The sequence below is a fragment of the Streptomyces sp. NPDC014764 genome (assembly GCF_043082785.1).
Taxonomy (GTDB): domain Bacteria; phylum Actinomycetota; class Actinomycetes; order Streptomycetales; family Streptomycetaceae; genus Streptomyces; species Streptomyces althioticus.
The window spans coordinates 1-17,535 of sequence record NZ_JBIBXY010000021.1; the positions used below are offsets into that span (position 1 = coordinate 1).

The following is a 17,535-nucleotide window of genomic DNA, read 5'->3' on the forward strand; positions in this document are numbered from 1 at the left end:
ATCGTCGGGAACATCGGTCACTTCGACAACGAGATCGACATGGCCGGCCTCGCGAAGGTCCCGGGCATCGTCAAGGACGAGATCAAGCCGCAGGTCCACACCTGGACGTTCCCCGACGGCAAGAAGATCATCGTGCTGTCCGAGGGCCGCCTGCTGAACCTGGGCAACGCCACCGGCCACCCCTCGTTCGTGATGTCCAACTCCTTCGCGGACCAGACCCTGGCCCAGATCGAGCTGTTCACCAAGCCCGACGAGTACCCCACCGGCGTCTACGTGCTGCCCAAGCACCTCGACGAGAAGGTCGCCCGCCTCCACCTGGACGCCCTCGGCGTCAAGCTCACCACGCTGCGCCAGGACCAGGCCGACTACATCGGCGTGAAGGCGGAAGGCCCGTACAAGCCCGACCACTACCGCTACTGACCCGCCCGGCCGCCCTCCCGGTCCACCGGCCCCTGGCCGATTCGAGTCGTGCTCCAGGCACGTCCGCGAGGCTCGGACGCAGCCGATGCGCTCCCACCCACGGCGGCCGAGGAGGTGCGACACACCATGCGGGACGGCACGCCGGTCACGCTCTACTGCTTCGCGCACGCCGGGGCGGGCGTCTCAGGGTTCGCGCACTGGCGTGACCTGACCGGCCCCGGCGTCGTCACGGCGCCGCTGCTGCTGCCCGGCCGTGAGAGCCGGCGGCGCGAACCGCGGGCCACCACCCGCGAGGAACTGCTCGCCGCGCTCCTCGGACCCCTGGCCGACGAGGTGGCCGACGGCCGCCCGTACGCGTTCTACGGGCACAGCCTGGGCGGCGTCGTCGCCCACACCCTCGCCCGCGCGCTCGCCGACCGGGGACTGCCGGCCCCCGAGTTCCTCGCCGTCGGCGCCAGCCCGGCGCCGCACACCGTGCCGGTCCGCCAGGACGACGACATCACCGACGAACGGCTGCTGCGGTTCGTCGCCGACCTGGGCGCGGCGCCCGGCGGCGCGCTCGCCGACCCCGGCAGCGTGTGGCACCGCTCCGTCCTGCCCGTGCTCCGGGACGACCTCGTACTCGCCGCCGCCCTGCGCACCGCCGCGCTCACCGATCCCGCGTCCGGCCCGCTGCCGGTGCCCGTCCTGGCCGTCGGCGGCCGCGACGACCCCGTCGTCCACGCCGCCGCGCTGGACGGCTGGGCGCGCTGGACCACCGGCCGGTTCGTCCGGCGCACCGTCCCCGGCGACCACTTCTTCGTCCGCGGTCCGCACGCACCACGACTGATCGGGCGCGCCTGCCGCGTGGTGCGGCGCACCCGGCTCGTACCTGGGCCCATATCTGGAGGACAACTGTGAGGGACAACCGATGAGACGGGTCGTCATCACCGGCATCGGGGTCGTCGCCCCGGGCGGCGTCGGGACCCGGGCGTTCTGGGACACCCTGACGGCGGGCCGCACCGCCACACGCGGCATCACGCTGTTCGACGCGTCCGCCTTCCGCTCGCGCATCGCCGCCGAGGCCGACTTCGACCCGGCCGCCCACGGGATCGCGCCGCAGCAGGCGGCCCGCCTCGACCGCGCCGCCCAGTTCGCCCTCGTCAGCGCCCGGGAGGCGGTCGAGGACAGCGGACTGGCCGGCGCCCTCGACCCGCTGCGCACCGGCGTCACCCTGGGCAGCGCCGTCGGCTGCACCACCGGCCTGGACACCGAGTACGGCGTGGTCAGCGAGAACGGCAGCACCTGGGAGGTCGACCACACCCGCGCGGTCGCCCACCTCTTCGACTACTTCGTGCCCAGCTCCATGGCCGCCGAAGTGGCCGGCGCGGTCGGCGCCCAGGGCCCGGTGTCGCTGGTGTCCACCGGCTGCACCTCCGGCCTGGACTCCGTCGGACACGCCGTCGACCTGATCCGCGAGGGCAGCGCCGACGTGATGGTGACCGGAGCCACCGAGGCGCCGATCTCCCCGATCACCGTGGCCTGCTTCGACGCCATCAAGGCGACCAGCCCGCGCAACGACGAGCCGGAGACCGCCTCGCGGCCCTTCGACCGCTCCCGCAACGGCTTCGTCCTCGGCGAAGGGTCGGCCGTGCTGGTCCTCGAGGAGTTCGGGCACGCCCGCCGGCGCGGCGCCCACGTCTACGCCGAGATCGCCGGCTTCGCCGGACGCAGCAACGCCTACCACATGACCGGACTGAAGTCCGACGGCGTGGAGATGGCCGAGGCGATCCGCGCGGCCCTCGACGAGGCCCGCCTCGACCCCACCGCAGTCGACTACATCAACGCCCACGGCTCGGGCACCAAGCAGAACGACCGGCACGAGACCGCCGCGTTCAAGCGCAGCCTCGGCGACCACGCCTACCGGGTGCCCGTCAGCTCCATCAAGTCCATGATCGGCCACTCGCTCGGCGCGATCGGCTCGCTGGAGGTCGCCGCCAGCGCCCTGGCCATCGAGCACGACACCGTGCCGCCGACGGCCAACCTGCACGAGGCCGACCCGGCCTGCGACCTCGACTACACCCCGCTCACCGCGCGGGAACAGCGCACCGACACCGTGCTCAGCGTCGGCAGCGGCTTCGGCGGCTTCCAGAGCGCCATCGTCCTGACCCGGCCGCGACTGCAGGAGGCGGCATGACCACCGCGACACAGGCCCGCCCCGCCGCCTGCGCGGACGCGCCCGCCGTCACCGGCTCCGTCGTCACCGGCATCGGCGTCACCGCCCCCAACGGGCTCGGCGCCGAGGCCTGGTGGGCGGCGACCCTGCGCGGCGAGAGCGGCATCCGCCCGGTGACCCGCTTCGACGCCTCCCGCTACCCGGTGCGCCTGGCCGGCGAGGTCCCCGGCTTCGTGGACGCCGCACACCTGCCCAGCCGGCTGCTGCCGCAGACCGACCGGGTCACCCGGCTGTCGCTGGCCGCCGCCAAGGAGGCCCTCGACGACAGCGGCACCGACCCCGCCGCACTGCCCGACTACGGCGCCGGCGTGGTCACCGCCTCCTCCGCGGGCGGCTTCGAGTTCGGACAGCGCGAACTGCAGGCCCTGTGGTCCAAGGGCGGCAGCCACGTCAGCGCCTACCAGTCCTTCGCCTGGTTCTACGCGGTGAACACCGGCCAGATCTCCATCCGGCACGGGCTGCGCGGCTCCAGCGGCGTCGTCGTCGCCGAGCAGGCCGGCGGCCTGGACGCCCTCGCCCACGCCCGCCGGCAGATCCGCAAGGGCGCCGCGCTGATGGTCACCGGCGGCGTCGACTCGGCGCTGTGCCCGTGGGGCTGGGCCGCCCACCTCGCCGCGGACGAGCTGAGCCGCGTCACCGACCCCGCCCGCGCCTACCTGCCGTTCGACGCCGCCGCGAGCGGCCACGTCGTCGGCGAGGGCGGCGCCCTGTTCGTCCTGGAGAGCGACACCGCCGCCCGCGAGCGCGGCGCCCGCGTCTACGGCGCGTTCACCGGCTACGCGGCCACCTTCGACGGCCCCGGCGCACCGCGCCTCGCGGACGCCGCCCGGCTGGCCCTCGCCGACGCCGGGGTGCACCCCCAGGACGTGGACGTGGTCTTCGCCGACGCCGCCGGTGCCCGCGCCGCCGACCGCGCCGAGGCCGAGGCGATCGCCGCCCTGTTCGGCCCCCGGGGCGTGCCGGTCACCGCGCCCAAGTCGATGACCGGCCGGCTGCTGGCCGGCGGCGCCTCGCTCGACGTCGCCGCGGCCCTGCTGTCCCTGCGCGACCAGGTGATCCCGCCGACCACCGGCACCGCCGCGCCCGCCGCCGACTGCCCCGTCGACCTCGTCACCGCGCCCCGCCGGACCACCCTCCGCCACGCCCTCGTCCTGGCCCGCGGCCGGGGCGGATTCAACTCCGCCGCCGTCCTCGGCGCGGTCTGACCCCGCCCGGGCCGGTCCGCCGCGGGCCCGAGCCACCGAGAAAGGTGAACGATGACCGTTCCCAGCCGCCGCCGCTTCGTCGCCGGCTCCCTCACCGCGGGCGCCGCCGCCGGCCTGACCGCCGCCGGCGTCGCGCCCGCCGCCGCCCAGGACACGGCGGCGTCCGTGACGGACGCCGCCACCGTCACCCCCGGCGACCCGCGCTACGCCGAACTGTCCACCCGCGGCAGCAACAAGCGCTTCACCGCCCGCCCGGAGACGTTCCGGCTCGCCGCCACCACCGCCGAGGTCGTCGCCGCCGTCGACGACGCCGTACGCGCCGGCAAGCGGATCGCCGTGCGCAGCGGCGGCCACTGCTTCGAGAACGTCGTCGGCGACCCCGCCGTCCGCGTGGTCCTCGACCTCGCCGCGATGGACGCCGTGACCTACGACCCGCGGCGGCGCGCCTTCATGGTGGAGGCCGGGGCCCGCCTGATGGACGTGTACCGCAAGCTCTACTACGGATGGGGCGTCACCCTGCCCGGCGGCGCCAGCGCCACCGTCGGCCTCGGCGGACACGTCACCGGCGGCGGCTACGGCGCGCTCTCCCGCGCCTTCGGCCTCGCCGCCGACCACCTGTACGCCGTCGAGGTCGTGGTCGTCGACGCCCGCGGACACGCCCGCGCCGTCGTCGCCACCCGCGACGACCAGGGCCCCCTGGGCGAGCTGTGGTGGGCCCACACCGGCGGTGGCGGCGGCAACTTCGGCATCGTCACCCGCTACTGGTTCCGCTCGCCCGGCGCCCCGCGCGGCTGCGACGATCCGTCCCGGCTGCTGCCCCGCCCGCCCGGCACCGTCCTGTCCGGCATGGTGTACGTCCCGCGCGAGGGCCTGGACCGGGCCTCCTTCCGCCGGCTGGTGCGCAACCACGGCCTGTGGCACGAGCGCAACAGCGACGCAGCCTCCCCCTACGCCGGGCTCTTCGGCGGCCTGGTGATGTACGGACGGCCCGCATCCCCCGACGCCGAACCCACCCCGGCCGCCGTCAGCTTCGCGCACATGGACGGCACCCGCCCGGACGCGGAGCGACTGCTGCGCGCCTACGCCGAGGCGGTCGCCGACGGCGTGGGCGGCTCTCCGCAGATCTCGGAGATCACCGCACAGCCCTGGCTCACCGCCACGCAGGACCTCGCCGCCTCCCAGGACTACGAGGTGGGCCGGCAGAAGATCAAGTCGGCGTACCTGCGCCGCAGCTGGCGCGAGGACCAGGCCGACGTGCTGTACACGTACCTCAACAGCACCGGCCACCGGCACGACGCCGCCTCGGTCTCCCTGCAGTCCTTCGGCGGCCGCGTCAACACCGTGCCGGAACGCGCGACCGCCTCCACCCACCGCGACTCCGTCCTCAAGGCCCTGTTCATGAACACCTGGCAGGACCCCGACGCCGACGGCGAGTCCGTCGACTGGCTGCGCCGGCTCTACCGGGACGTGTACGGCGCCACCGGCGGCGTCCCCGTCCCCGGCCGCGACAGCGACGGCTGCTACATCAACTACCCCGACATCGACACCGCCGACGCCCGCTGGAACACCTCCGGCGTGCCCTGGCACCGCCTCTACTACAAGGACGCCTACCCCAGGCTCCAGCGCGCCAAGGCCGTCTGGGACCCGCGCGACGTCTTCCGGCACACCCTGTCCGTCCGCCCGCCGCACGGACGGTGAGCGCGATGAAGGTCCTGTTCGTCTCCTTCCCGCACCACACCCACTACTTCTCGATGGTGCCGCTCGCCTCCGCGCTGCGCACCGCCGGGCACGAGGTGCGCGTCGCCTCCCACCCCGACCTCACCGAGCAGATCACCGGCGCCGGACTCACCGCCGTACCCGTCGGCACACCGGACTGGTACTTCAACGACCCGCACGCCCCCGAACTGCTCGGGCAGATCCTCGAGGACGGCTCCGCCCACGTCCAGGGATTCGACTTCACCCGCGACGACCCCGGGCAGTGGACCCACGAGTCCCTGCTCGCCCTGGAGAACATCGCCGTCGCCTCCCTGTACGCGTCGGTCAGCAACGACGCGATGCTCGACGACCTCGTCGCCTACGCCCGGCACTGGCGCCCCGACCTGGTCATCTGGGAGCAGCACACCTTCGCCGGCGCCGTCGCCGCCCACGCCGTCGGAGCCGCGCACGCCCGGCTGCTGCACGGCGTGGACATCACCGTCCGGGCCCGCCAGGAGTTCCTGCGCCTGACCGCGGCCCTCCCCGGACCCGTGCAGGACCCCACCGCCGAGTGGCTCGGCCGGGCCGTACGGCGCTACGCGCCCCACCTCGGCTTCACCGAGGACATGGTCACCGGCCGGTGGACGATCGACATCACCCCGCCCGGCTCCCGCCTCGACCTCGGCCTGCGCACCGTCGGCGTGCGCCACGTACCGCACAACGGGCCCTCCGTGGTCCCGGACTGGCTGCGGGAACCGGCAGGCCGGCCGCGGGTCTGCCTGACACTGGGCCTGTCCGGCGAACTCGACCACGCGCCGTTCTCCTTCGGCGCGCTGCTCGACGGCCTCGCCGGCCTCGACGCGGAGATCGTCGCGACGCTCGGCGCCGACGCCCGCGACCAGCTCGGCCCGGTACCGGAGAACGTACGGCTGGTGGAGTTCGTCCCGCTGAACGACCTGCTGCCGACCTGCGCGGCGGTCGTCCACCACGGCGGCATCGGCACCCGCGCCACCGCCGAACTCCACGGCGTGCCCCAGCTGATGCTGCCCTACGGCTGGGACACGGTCGCCAAGGCCCGGCGCGTGGCCGAACTCGGCCACGGACTGTACCTGCCGGCCGCCGGCCTCACCGTCGACGCCCTGCGCGCGGGGGTCGAGCGACTCCTCACCGAGGAGTCCTTCACCAAGGCCGCCGACCGGGTGCGGGCCGAGATCCTCGCCGAGCCGACGCCCAACGAGGCGGTGCGCGAACTGGAACGGCTCACCGCCGAACACGCCGGTCAGACCACCGACGCACCGCCGTCCACGGTCACCACCGCGCCGTTCGCATAGGCGCCCTCGGGCCGGGCCAGCCGGACGACCCACCAGGCGACGTCCTCCGGCCGGCCCACCCGGCCCGACGGCGTGCGCGCGGCGGCCTCCGCCTGGTGACGGGCGATGTCCGCCGGACTCCAGCCCATGCGCTCGCCGATCCCGGTGTCCGTCTCGCCGGGCGCCACCCCCACCGCGCGGACGCCCCACGGCGCCAGCTCCACCGCCCAGGTCCGCACCAGGAAGTCCAGCGCCGTCTTGGTCGCCCCGTACAGCGACATCCCCGCGAAGGCGCGGCGCCCCTGCACCGCCGCCGTGCCCACCGCCACCACCGTGCCCCGCGCCGCGGCGAGCGCGGGCAGCGCGGCACGGGTCAGCAGCACCGGCGCGAGCAGATTGGTCTCCACCTGGAGCCGGGCGTGCTCCCGCGTCACGGCGCCGAACGGCTCGGGCAGCACGACCGCCGCGTTGTGCACCAGCACGTCCAGCCGGCCGAAGGCGTCCAGCGCCGCCGACGTGATCCGCTCCGGAGCGTCCTCGTCCGTCAGATCCGCCACCAGCGTCCGCACACCCTGGTGGCCGGCGGCCGTCCGCTCCAGCGTCGCGGCCGTACGGCCCACCACCAGCACCCGCGCACCGTCCGCCGCCAGCGCCCTCGCCGTCGCACGCCCGATGCCCGTGCCGCCGCCGGTGACCACGGCCACACGCCCCTGTCCCGTCCCGTCCTGACGTCGCGTCATACGGCGGACGTTAGCCACCGTGGCTCGAAGACGGCTCTAGCGGCCGTTGGGACCGTGTCCGGGCGCCGTGCACATGCCGTGGACCGTCAGAGCCGGGGTCCGCGGCCGTCGGGCGCCCCGCAACCGGCACGTCCCGTCCGACCACGTCCCCTGGAGGCACGGCATGTCCGCGCACGTCACCGAACCACCGGCGCTCGGCACGGCGCCGCCGAAACCGGCCCCCGCGGCCCGCGCCGGACTCGCGCTCGGCCTGCTGGCCACCTGCAACGCGATGATCATGATCGACGAGTCGATGGTGAACATCGCCCTGCCCGGCATGGGACAGGACCTCGGGCTCGGCCCGGTCGGCCTGGGCTGGGTCCTCAACGCCTACCTGCTGACCTTCGGCGGGCTGCTGCTGCTCGGCGGACGCACCGGCGACCTGCTGGGCCGCCGGCGGGTGTTCCTCGCCGGCGTCGCCCTGTTCACCGCCGCCGCCGCGCTGCGCGCCCTCGCGCCCTCCGGGGAGTTCCTCATCGCCGTGCGCGCCGTCCAGGGCGTCGGCGCGGCCTTCGCCGCACCCAGCGCGCTCGCCCTCGTGCTGAGCCTGTTCCCCGAGGGCGCGGGACGCAAGAAGGCCATCGCGGTGTGCACCGCGGTGGGCGCGCTCAGCACCGCCGGCGGACTGCTGCTGTCCGGCGCGCTGACCTCCCTCAGCTCCTGGCGCTGGGTGCTCCTGCTCAACGTGCCCATCGGCGTGGCCATCCTGCTCCTCGCCCCGCTCGTCATCGCCGAAACCCCCCGCAGCCGCGGCCGGTTCGACCTCGCCGGCGCGGTGCTGTCCACCGCCGGCGCCGCCGCCCTCGTGTTCGGTCTCGCCCGCGTCGCGGAACACCCGTGGAGCGACCCGCTGGTGGTCGGCACCCTCACCGCCGGCGTCCTGCTGCTCGTGACCTTCTGGTTCGTCGAACGGCGCGCCGAGCAGCCCGTCGTGGTGCTGCGCCTGTTCGCCGACCGCGACCGGCTGACCGCCTACACCGGCACCTTCGCCGTGCAGGGCGCCCTCATCGGCACCATGTTCTTCCTCATCCAGTACTTCCAGTACGTCGCCGGCCACGACCCGCTGACGTCGGCGCTGGCGCTGACCCCGGTGGCGGTCGCGATGATCACCATGTCCGGGGCGGCCGTCCGCATCGAGCGGGCCGTCGGCCCCAAGCGGCTGATGCTCACCGGCGCCGCCCTGCTCGTCGTCGCCAACCTGTGGCTGTCACGGCTGGAGGCGGGCTCCGTCTACTGGAACACCGCCCTGCCCGCGCTGCTCGTGTTCGGCACCGGCATGGCCTTCTGCGTACTGCCCACCACCGTCCTGGGTACCTCGGGCCTGCGCCGTGACGAGGCCGGCGCCGCCTCCAGCGTGCACAACGCGCTGCAGACCGTCGGCGCCTCACTCGGACTGGCCGTCCTGGTCACCGTCGCCGCCCGTGCGGGCAGCGCCGCCGCCGAGAACCCGCCGGCCGGCCTGCCCGAAGAGGCGGTCCAGGGCCATGTGTTCCTGGAGAGCATGTCCGCCAGCTTCACCGCGGGCGCCTGCTTCGCCGTGGCCGCGTTCGCCGTCGCGCTCTTCATCCGACCGGCCGGTGCCGCGCGCACCTCGGGCCGCTGAGACACGGGAGGAAACGCCGTGCGTTTCGACTCCGCGGCGCGCTTCGCCGCCGTCGCCCTCATGTGGGGCTCCAGCTACTTCTGGATCAAGATCGTCTTCGGGGGACTGAACTCCGCCCAGTTCAGCTTCTTCCGCATCCTCGTCGGGGCCGTGGCGATGCTCGGCATCCTCGCGTTCGGACGGGAGAGACTGCCACGCGGGGCGGGCGTGTGGGCCCGCCTCGTGCTGATCGCCTTCCTCGCCAACGCCCTGCCGGTGCTGCTGGTCGAGCTGGTCGACGACGCCGTCGGCGCCGACGCGGACATGGTGTCGGTCTTCAACGCCAGCGTGCCGCTGTGCGTGGTCCTGCTCTGCCTGGCGGCCCGGCGCGCCGACCGCGTCCCGGCCAGGGTGACCGCGGGCCTCGTCGTCGGCTTCGCTGGCGTGCTCGTGCTGTACGCGCCCTGGGGCGCCGAATGGCTGTCGGCCGGAGCGGCCGTGAACGCCGTCGCCGCCGTCGCCTACGGCTGGTCCATGCTGCTCATGGAGAAGCTCATGGGCGCCGAGAAGGGCGAAAAGGCCATGACGCCGCTGGTCCTCGCCACCACCCAGGCCGTCATCGGCGTCGGCTGGGCCGGCATCAACATGCCCAACGGCGGCTTCGACTCCACCCCGCACTTCTCCGCCTCGATCATCGGCGCCCTGCTGGTGCTCGGCGTCCTCAACACCGGCCTGGTCTACATGTGCTTCGCCTGGCTGATCCGCGAGGAGGGCGCCGCCAAGGCGTCCGGCGTGCTGTACGCGGTGCCGGTGGTGCTCACCCTCGGCATGGTGCTGCTGGAGGACCACGTGCTGGGCGCCCGCGAGATCCTCGGCATGGCCGTCATCGTGGCCGGCCTGGTCCTGACCCGCCTGCCGCGCCGCGCCGCCCCCGCCGGCCGCGCGGAATCCGCCCCCCGGGCGGCCTCGGCCGCCAAGTCCCCCGCGGCGGCGCGCTGAGGTCCGCCGCCCGGCCCACCGGAAAGGAGCAGCCGTGATCGTCTTCGTCAACCGCTTCACCGTCACCGGCCCGCAGGCCGACTTCGAATCGGCCTTCGCCACGACGTCGGAGTTCTTCCGCGCCCAGCCCGGCTTCATCAGCCACCGCCTGCTCAAGCACGCGGACGAGCCGGGCGCGTACGTCAACGTCGCGGAGTGGGAGGACCGCGCCTCCTTCGAACGGGCCCTGGCCCAGCCGGAGTTCGCCGCGCACCGCGCGGCGCTGCGGGAACTGGGGACGGGGGAGCCCAATCTTTATACGGTGTCGCAGGAACGCGCTGCCTGAGTGAGGGCTTGAGGTCCGTGGTCGTACCGGCCCGTGAGGTGGGGATGTGGCTGGCGGGTGGTTGGCGCCCTGCCGGGACAGGCCGCGCGGAGTGGAGGGGGCCGTCGCCTACCTCTTGGTAGGGCGTACGGGCTCACCTCCTCTCGCGCGGAGAGGACTCCGTCACGGTCTCCTCGGAGAACAGCGACAACGGCTCACCTCCGCTTGCGCGGAGAGGACAGGAAGCCCGTCGACTCGCTGAAGCCCTCGGTGGGCTCACCTCCGCTCGCGCGGAGAGGACTTCGACTTGGGTTTGCCGACGTCCTCGCCGACCGGCACACCTTCGCTCGCGCGGAGAGGACGGCAGCACCGGCAGCACGCCCCCGTCCCCTGCCGGCACACTTCCGCTCGCGCGGAGAGGACGCTGTCATCGAGCGCCTGATGGGCCTGGACGCCGGCACACCTCCGCTCGCGCGGAGAGGACCCTGCACCGCGCGAGCTGACGATGCCCCTCGGCGGCACACCTCCGCTCGCGCGGAGAGGACCAGATGTGGATCGACTCGCCGCAGGCCGAGCACGGCACACCTCCGCTCGCGCGGAGAGAACGCCCGGCCGCCCTCCTCGGCGGGGCCCATGAGCGGCACACCTCCGCTCGCGCGGAGAGGACGCCGACCCTGCCGCGACGCCGGACACGATCGCCGGCACACCTCCGCTCGCGCGGAGAGGACGCGGCGCCGTGCTCGCGCACGGCTTCCTGGTACGGCACACCTCCGCTCGCGCGGAGAGGACACGGTCACCTTGGCGACGGTGCGCATGGCGGCCGGCACACCTCCGCTCGCGCGGAGAGGACGTCGCCATCGCCGCCACCTGCGCCACTGGCTGCGGCACACCTCCGCTCGCGCGGAGAGGACGCGACCTCGAACGACGCCCAACTGCCGTCCGGCGGCACACCTCCGCTCGCGCGGAGAGGACACCCCCGGCGGTGACCACGACGGCGACGTCCGCGGCACACCTCCGCTCGCGCGGAGAGGACCCCGTCGGTCCGACGCCGCCCCAGATGTACGGCGGCACACCTCCGCTCGCGCGGAGAGGACAGCAGCAGGTTCCGCAGCGCGACGGTCTGCGCCGGCACACCTCCGCTCGCGTGGAGAGGACCTGAACGAGTTCGCCGACAGGGGCGTGCAGGGCGGCACACCTCCGCTCGCGCGGAGAGGACCTCCGGTTTCCCTCATCCTGCTTGAGGTGACGCGGCACACCTCCGCTCGCGCGGAGAGGACATGGTGAGGCCGTTCTCCCCGGACAGGGTGAACGGCACACCTCCGCTCGCGCGGAGAGGACGTCTTGCTGTCCTCGCCGTGCCAGCGGATCAGCGGCACACCTCCGCTCGCGCGGAGAGGACGACGCCGTGGGTGATGGCCTGGTCCCAGTTGCCGGCACACCTCCGCTCGCGCGGAGAGGACGGCAGCAGACACAGCGGCGGGCTGGCGGTGGACGGCACACCTCCGCTCGCGCGGAGAGGACGAACGCGCGAACGAGCGGAACGAGGCAGAGGCCGGCACACCTCCGCTCGCGCGGAGAGGACTTTTCCGCGATGGCGTTCGCCCGGTTGATTTCCGGCACACCTCCGCTCGCGCGGAGAGGACGAGGTGGGGGGAACACCCGATCCAGAAGATGGAGGCACACCTCCGCTCGCGCGGAGAGGACCGCATTGCCCCCCTCAGGATTAGCCCAACTGACGGCACACCTCCGCTCGCGCGGAGAGGACGCGTTGAGGGGTCTGGCCTTCGGGTTGGGCCCCGGCACACCTCCGCTCGCGCGGAGAGGACCCCGGCGAGGACGGTCTGTGGCTCGGGCCCGACGGCACACCTCCGCTCGCGCGGAGAGGACCACTGTTCAACCTCATAGGAGAGACCTCATGGCGGCACACCTCCGCTCGCGCGGAGAGGACGGGTGAGACCCGCCGCCAGCTCGCCTACAAGACGGCACACCTCCGCTCGCGCGGAGAGGACGAAGAAGAAGTCTCCTGCCTCGGCAAAACCCGCGGCACACCTCCGCTCGCGCGGAGAGGACGACCAGGAGGAGCCCGTGTCTGACGGAGCGGGCGGCACACCTCCGCTCGCGCGGAGAGGACACTTCCTGACCTGCAACGTCAGGGGGAGTTTGCCGTTTCTTGGCTTTCTCCCTGGAACGCGATGAGGGTGAGGCCGTCGAAGTCGATTGGGCTGCGGCGCTGTTGTCCGGCCGTGCGGAGTTCGAAGCCCTGCTCGTTGTCGCTGGGGTAGGCGAGGACGGCGGTGCCGTTGCCGACGCAGGCGGTGGCGGAGGCCCAGAGTTCGTCGCGTACGCGGGCGGAGACGGTGCCTACGTAGAGCTCGGGGGTGACCTCGAGGAGCCATCGGGTGAGGGCGCCGCGGAGGTGGTCGGGGACGGCTGTGGTGGCGAGGACGGTCATCGAGGCCATGACTGCCGTGCCTTCCGGTTGAGGGATGTCATGAGGCTCCGCCGTGGTTGGTGCCGCCGGGGAGGGTGCCGACCACGGGGTCCCACAGGTCGACGAGTTCCTCCTCGGGGTCGGGTTCCTCGCGGTCGCTGTCAGGGTCGAGGAGGGACTGGATGTCATGGACGATGCGCGGCAGGAGCCGGAAGAGGCGTAAGCCGTTGCGGAAGGAGCGGCGTGCCTCCGCCTCCGGGTTGGTCGAGGCGTTGAGGGAGAAGGCCAGTGGGATGGTCAGCTCGGCCTTGTAGAGGTCGGCAACGTCATAGACGAATGCCTGCTGGTTGCCGTTGTGGACGAATCCCAGGGCAGGTGAGCAGCCAAGGGCGAGTACGGCCGCGTGGACGATGCCGTAGAGGCAGGTGTTCGCGGAGGAGAGAGCGAGGTTGACGGGGTCCTGGGTGTCCCACTGTGCGGGGTCGTAGCTACGGCGGAAGCGGCCGATCTTGTACTGCTGGGCGAGGAGCCTGTACTGCGCCTTGACGCGCTGTCCTTCCATGCCGCGAAGCTGGGCAAGCGAGGTGCCGGGCGGTACGGAGCCTGTGCCGAAGCGCCGTTCGTACATGGCAGTGGCGACGGCGAGCCGTCGGTTGTCGTCGGCCCAGGACCGGGCCTGGCGCTCGAGCCAGACAGTCGTAAGGGAGTCCGGTTGGGTGGCGGCGTAGCAGCGGACGCCGCCCGAACCGGTGACGACCACGGTGGTGCCGTGACGGGCCAGGGTGGCCATGGCACGGGCGGTGATGGAGGTGCCGGGGCCCAGGAGCACGCAGCTGAGGGCGGCGGTGGGCAGGTGGACGGTCTGTCTGCCTCGCCGGTCGCTGGACACTTCGGCCAGGACTCCGGTGTCGTCCTGCAGGACGCGGACGACGTCCAGGTAGAGGAACGACAGGGAGTCCGCGAAGCGGGGCAGCATGGCCACCGTAGGGGCGGCGAGTCTGCGGCGCCCGGCGGGGGCGGAAGGCGCGGTCATGCTCGGGTGGCGCCTTCCCGGGATCGGGCGGGGGCGATGGTGAGCAGCCCGCAGCCGTAGGCCTTGCCGCGCCCGATGCCGTCGGCCAGCTTCGCCCGGAGCTGGTCGGGATCGATGACGGCGGCGGTGCCGTCGAAGCGGGTCCGGGCGTGGCGGATGCGCTGCTGGTCGGTGCCGCGCCGCCCGCGCAGGCCGGTGGCGCTGTCGAGCGGCTGGGAGCGCAGGGTCAGCACCTTCAGGCCGGCGGTGCCGGCCTGGCGCATCCACCATTCGTCGGCGTGGGCGCCGGTGAGGGGTACGACGGCGGGCAGGTTGTAGAGGCTGCGGGTGCTGGCCCCGGGCTTGCGTACCGGGCTGGCGACGCAGCGGAAGTGGATGGTCGCGCCGGGGCGGAGGGCACTGAGGAGGGGGCTGGTTTCCCGGACGGCCGTTGTGCCGTAGTCCTTCGGAAGCTTGCCGAGGTCGGGCTGTTGACGGGACTGCATGAGGATGTACGGGCCGGTGGGGGAGTCCTCGACACGGTGGAGAACACCCAGGGCCGCCCTCGGGTCGGGGCCGGCTCCGTCGGGGAAGAGGGACATGAGCCGGCGGTGCAGTCCGACGGCGTTGCCGAGGTCGCCTCGGGCGTCGCGGGAGGAGGCGTGAGGGACGATCCGGGTCAGCCAGATGTCATTCATGGACAGCTCCCTCGCTGGTGCGGAAATGACGATGCGCATACTCGCCGAGGGCCTGGAGGTAGTCCGTTCCGAGCCCGCCCCACTGGTCGGCGGGCGGGGTGACGGTGCGGCGGAACAGGGGCCGGGCCCGGTAGCTGCGCCGGGTGGGATGGAAGGTGACGGGCTGGTCGTTGAGGCTCGTCGATGGGTGGGCGGCCTCTGCCGGGTCGCCGGCGTGGACGCCGTCGGGCAGTGGCAGCCGGTCGAGAGGGCTGTCGGAAAGGAAGTCCACAGTTGGGGTGATGCGGCCTGTCCGGGGTGTCGGGGCGGCGAGGGGGAGGCGCACCAAGTGGTGCAGGGCGTCGTCGACGAGAGCGAGGAAAAGAGGGCCGGTGGGCGGGCAGGCGCGCCGGCCCAGGAACAGAGGCCATCGCGGAGCGCGCAGGGCTCTTTCGCAGTCGGTGAGCAGGCCGCTGGGGCTGGGGCTGGTGACGGCGATGGTGAAGGCGGCGTCGGCGAGGTAGTAGCGGTGGGACAGCAGTGTGGTGGTGTCCCCGGAACGCTTCTTGCCCTGGGCGGTGGTGACCGTGGCAGCGGCCGGCAGCCCGCCGCCGACGGTGTGCAGGTCCCGCAGGAGAACACCGGGCCGGTCCACGCGCACGGTCAGACCGAGCCGCGCCAGGTCGTCGACGGGCTCGTCGCGGTCGCGGCCGAGCGCTGCGGCGAGGAGACCGAGGATGCCGGAGCGGGTCGGGAACGCGGCGGTGTCGCGCTGGTTGAAGTGGCTGTGGTGACCCCAGGATTGCAGGGGTCCGGCGCAGAGCAGCAGCAGTCCCGGCACCGCCGGGGCCGGCGCTTGCACAGCAGTCCCGGCTGCGCCCTGCACGGGGACGGTGGACGGGGTCACGCGGCGGCCCCGGACGTGGTGGTGAAGGCGGTGCGGACGGCGGAGCCGATCAGGTCGTTCAGGCCTGCGTGGCGCTCGCCGAGGCCCGGGTGACCCTTGGGGTCGAGGCCGGCCCAGCCGGACTGCACGATGCCGGTGGTGCCCATGAAGGAGTTCACGGCCTCCGCGTAGGCGGACAGGGTGTCGCGGGAGGTGGCCGCGTAGCCGCCGTCGGCGGCCACCTGCACCGGCTTCTCGAAGGCCGCGGCGAGGGAGAGGGGACGGTCGGAGCGGACCGTGAGGTGGACCAGGTCCGGGACGGTGTGCGGGGCGGTGGAGTTCTTCTTCGCCTGCGGCAGGGACGTGACGAAGGACTGCAGGAACGCCTCGGCCAGTTCGCGGGCCGCAGCCAGGTCGCCGTCGAGGTTGCCGGCGAGCTCTTCCAGGTCCACGGTGGCGTACCGGTAGAAGGTGCCTGCGCTGAATTCGGTGTGGCCCATGTGGGCGCTGCCGGTGGAGTCGTTCCAGTCGGCGGTGACGTCGTCGACGGCGGAGAAGTAGTCGATCTCGACGTCGGTCTGGTGCGTCGTCATGGCGTGCGCGACCTGCACGGCACCGTCCACACCGGCGTTGTCGACTTCGGCCAGCATGCGGCCGAAGAGGTTGATCACGCCGTTGCGGGACCGCAGGATCGCCGTGACCCGCTCCTTGGGCACGATGCTTTTGTCGGTGGTCTTCTTGATGTCCTTCGCGGCCTCGAGTTCGGCCCTCATCTCCTCGGCCAGGTCGGCGAGTTCGGCGACGGCGGTCTGCGGCACGTAGACCATGGCGTTGCCGATCACCTTGTTGGCCTGGACCTGCTTCTCCTTTTCCTCCAGCTCGAACTTGATGCCGCTGGCGGCCGCCAGATGCCCCCCGGCCCGCGCGGCGAGCTCCGTGGGCCAGCCGCGCTCCTCGGTCAGCAGGCGGCTCACCCGCTCACCGATCCGGCGGGTGCGCAGCGCGGCCTGGCCGACGCGCTGCTCGAAGTCCAGGCGGATCGCCCGCTTCCAGCACTGGCTGGAGACGCGGGTACGCAGGACTCCTCCGTACTGGACGGTCTTGACGGAGTTGGTGTCGTCGCGGTTGAGACAGGCGAACGGAACGGTCTGCAGGACGTGGGCGCAGATGAAACGGGCGGACAGCTTCTGGGACACGGGAACTCCTCGGAGAAGACGGGTGTGGATGACGCGTGGTGGTGTGGCGGCCGGAGTGGCTGCCTGAGGCGGGACCAGCTCAGTCCTCGGCGCCGGGCGACGGTGCCTGGGCGTCTGCCTGGTCGCGCCGTCGGCGCTCCTCCTCCTGGAGGAGGCGGTAGAAGTCCTGCAGCCAGCGGCGGGTGATCCGGCCGGAGTGCCGCCGCCAGTCGACGAGATCCCGCAGCAGCCGCGCCCAGTCGACGGGCACGTCCAGCGAGCGCAGGTACCGGACCGATGCCGGAAGATGCCGGTGCAGCCCCGACAGGCCCTGCTTGCACAGCAGGTTCAGCCGGTTCTCCGCAGTGCCGCGCCGCATGGTGCGCTCGTGGCCGGGGCTGCGGACGACCGCCAGCGCGAAGGCCGTGCCGAGACTGGAGCCGTAGTCCCGTTCCCTGTCGGACTCCTTGGCGGCGACCACAGTCTCTGCTGCCTCGGCGGCCTGGGCGGCCTCTTGCGTGGCTGTGGTCTCATCGGCGTCGGTGGCATCACCTCCGCGGCGTGCCTGCTCGGCGATCATCGCGGCAACGGCGTAGTACGCACGCTGGGTGTCCTCGGACACGTTCTGCGGCACCAGATGGGCGATCACCCGGTGCATGCGCGGTACCGAGTCGAGATCCTTGCGCACGCCGGACCGCAGTGCGCTTCTGGCGCCCGGGTCGCTTGCGCACTTCGTCAGCACGGCCCGTGTGAAGGTGCGGTAGCGGCTGATGCGGGTGGGCTCCTCGCCGGAGCGTGGCGCCGGCACGTGGGCGGTCGGCGGGGCCGGTGTGGTCACAGGGGTC

Annotated in this window: 16 protein-coding genes and 1 CRISPR repeat array; of the genes, 9 read left to right on the plus strand and 7 right to left on the minus strand. The window is 73.2% G+C overall.

Annotation, left to right across the window (positions count from 1 at the left end):
* The 6 genes from ACF1AG_RS30635 to ACF1AG_RS30660 form a co-directional block, all read left to right on the plus strand.
* Nucleotides 1-420: adenosylhomocysteinase (locus tag ACF1AG_RS30635; RefSeq protein ID WP_391810721.1), on the plus strand; the 420-nt coding region annotated here is incomplete at its 5' end.
* Nucleotides 421-546: 126 nt separating this feature from the next.
* Complete coding sequence (locus ACF1AG_RS30640) at nucleotides 547-1,320, plus strand: thioesterase II family protein (protein ID WP_391810722.1); 774 nt, start codon at nucleotides 547-549, stop codon at nucleotides 1,318-1,320.
* Nucleotides 1,321-1,330: 10 nt separating this feature from the next.
* Nucleotides 1,331-2,596 (plus strand): beta-ketoacyl-[acyl-carrier-protein] synthase family protein, encoded by a 1,266-nt coding sequence (locus ACF1AG_RS30645; RefSeq protein ID WP_359602491.1) that lies wholly within the window; start codon nucleotides 1,331-1,333, stop codon nucleotides 2,594-2,596.
* Nucleotides 2,593-3,840, plus strand: a complete 1,248-nt coding sequence (locus ACF1AG_RS30650; protein WP_359602492.1) for a ketosynthase chain-length factor — start codon at nucleotides 2,593-2,595, stop codon at nucleotides 3,838-3,840. The genes ACF1AG_RS30645 and ACF1AG_RS30650 overlap by 4 nt, the downstream gene beginning before the upstream one ends.
* Nucleotides 3,841-3,891: 51 nt before the next feature.
* Nucleotides 3,892-5,538 carry an FAD-binding protein gene (locus ACF1AG_RS30655; RefSeq protein WP_391810723.1) on the plus strand — a complete coding sequence of 549 codons (1,647 nt, stop codon included), beginning with the start codon at nucleotides 3,892-3,894 and terminating at the stop codon, nucleotides 5,536-5,538.
* 5 nt (nucleotides 5,539-5,543) lie between these two features.
* On the plus strand, nucleotides 5,544-6,866 hold the full coding sequence (locus ACF1AG_RS30660) for an activator-dependent family glycosyltransferase (RefSeq protein ID WP_391810724.1): 1,323 nt from the start codon (nucleotides 5,544-5,546) through the stop codon (nucleotides 6,864-6,866).
* On the opposite strand, the gene ACF1AG_RS30665 is transcribed toward ACF1AG_RS30660, so the two are convergent.
* Entirely contained in the window at nucleotides 6,815-7,585 is a 771-nt protein-coding gene (locus tag ACF1AG_RS30665) for an SDR family oxidoreductase (protein ID WP_359602497.1), read from the minus strand. The genes ACF1AG_RS30660 and ACF1AG_RS30665 overlap by 52 nt on opposite strands.
* 163 nt (nucleotides 7,586-7,748) lie before the next feature.
* On the opposite strand from ACF1AG_RS30665, the gene ACF1AG_RS30670 reads away from it, so the two are divergent.
* The 3 genes from ACF1AG_RS30670 to ACF1AG_RS30680 are packed head-to-tail and all read left to right on the plus strand — an operon-like array spanning nucleotide 7,749 to nucleotide 10,530.
* Nucleotides 7,749-9,227, plus strand: coding sequence for an MFS transporter (locus ACF1AG_RS30670; RefSeq protein WP_359602498.1), 1,479 nt, complete (start codon nucleotides 7,749-7,751; stop codon nucleotides 9,225-9,227).
* A gap of 18 nt (nucleotides 9,228-9,245) precedes the next feature.
* Nucleotides 9,246-10,205 (plus strand): DMT family transporter, encoded by a 960-nt coding sequence (locus ACF1AG_RS30675; protein ID WP_391810725.1) that lies wholly within the window; start codon nucleotides 9,246-9,248, stop codon nucleotides 10,203-10,205.
* A gap of 34 nt (nucleotides 10,206-10,239) precedes the next feature.
* Complete coding sequence (locus ACF1AG_RS30680) at nucleotides 10,240-10,530, plus strand: antibiotic biosynthesis monooxygenase family protein (RefSeq protein WP_391810726.1); 291 nt, start codon at nucleotides 10,240-10,242, stop codon at nucleotides 10,528-10,530.
* A 129-nt stretch (nucleotides 10,531-10,659) separates the two neighbouring features.
* A CRISPR array of direct repeats spans nucleotides 10,660-12,640; the repeat unit is 29 nt; unit sequence CGGCACACCTCCGCTCGCGCGGAGAGGAC.
* An 18-nt stretch (nucleotides 12,641-12,658) separates the two neighbouring features.
* On the opposite strand, the gene cas2e is transcribed toward ACF1AG_RS30680, so the two are convergent.
* From cas2e to casB, 6 genes are all read right to left on the minus strand, one after another.
* Nucleotides 12,659-12,970: a type I-E CRISPR-associated endoribonuclease Cas2e gene (gene cas2e, locus ACF1AG_RS30685; protein WP_391810727.1), complete on the minus strand. Its 312-nt coding sequence runs from the start codon at nucleotides 12,968-12,970 to the stop codon at nucleotides 12,659-12,661.
* 28 nt (nucleotides 12,971-12,998) lie between these two features.
* On the minus strand, nucleotides 12,999-13,973 hold the full coding sequence (gene cas1e, locus ACF1AG_RS30690) for a type I-E CRISPR-associated endonuclease Cas1e (RefSeq protein WP_391810728.1): 975 nt from the start codon (nucleotides 13,971-13,973) through the stop codon (nucleotides 12,999-13,001).
* A complete protein-coding gene (cas6e, locus tag ACF1AG_RS30695) occupies nucleotides 13,970-14,650 on the minus strand; it encodes a type I-E CRISPR-associated protein Cas6/Cse3/CasE (protein WP_391810729.1) in 681 nt (226 codons plus the stop codon). Before cas6e ends, cas1e begins: the two co-directional genes overlap by 4 nt.
* Nucleotides 14,643-15,491, minus strand: a complete 849-nt coding sequence (cas5e, locus tag ACF1AG_RS30700; protein WP_391810730.1) for a type I-E CRISPR-associated protein Cas5/CasD — start codon at nucleotides 15,489-15,491, stop codon at nucleotides 14,643-14,645. Before cas5e ends, cas6e begins: the two co-directional genes overlap by 8 nt.
* A 41-nt stretch (nucleotides 15,492-15,532) precedes the next feature.
* Nucleotides 15,533-16,711 carry a type I-E CRISPR-associated protein Cas7/Cse4/CasC gene (gene cas7e, locus ACF1AG_RS30705; RefSeq protein WP_391810731.1) on the minus strand — a complete coding sequence of 393 codons (1,179 nt, stop codon included), beginning with the start codon at nucleotides 16,709-16,711 and terminating at the stop codon, nucleotides 15,533-15,535.
* Nucleotides 16,712-16,790: 79 nt separating this feature from the next.
* Entirely contained in the window at nucleotides 16,791-17,528 is a 738-nt protein-coding gene (casB, locus tag ACF1AG_RS30710; RefSeq protein WP_391810732.1) for a type I-E CRISPR-associated protein Cse2/CasB, read from the minus strand.
* Nucleotides 17,529-17,535 lie beyond the last annotated feature (7 nt).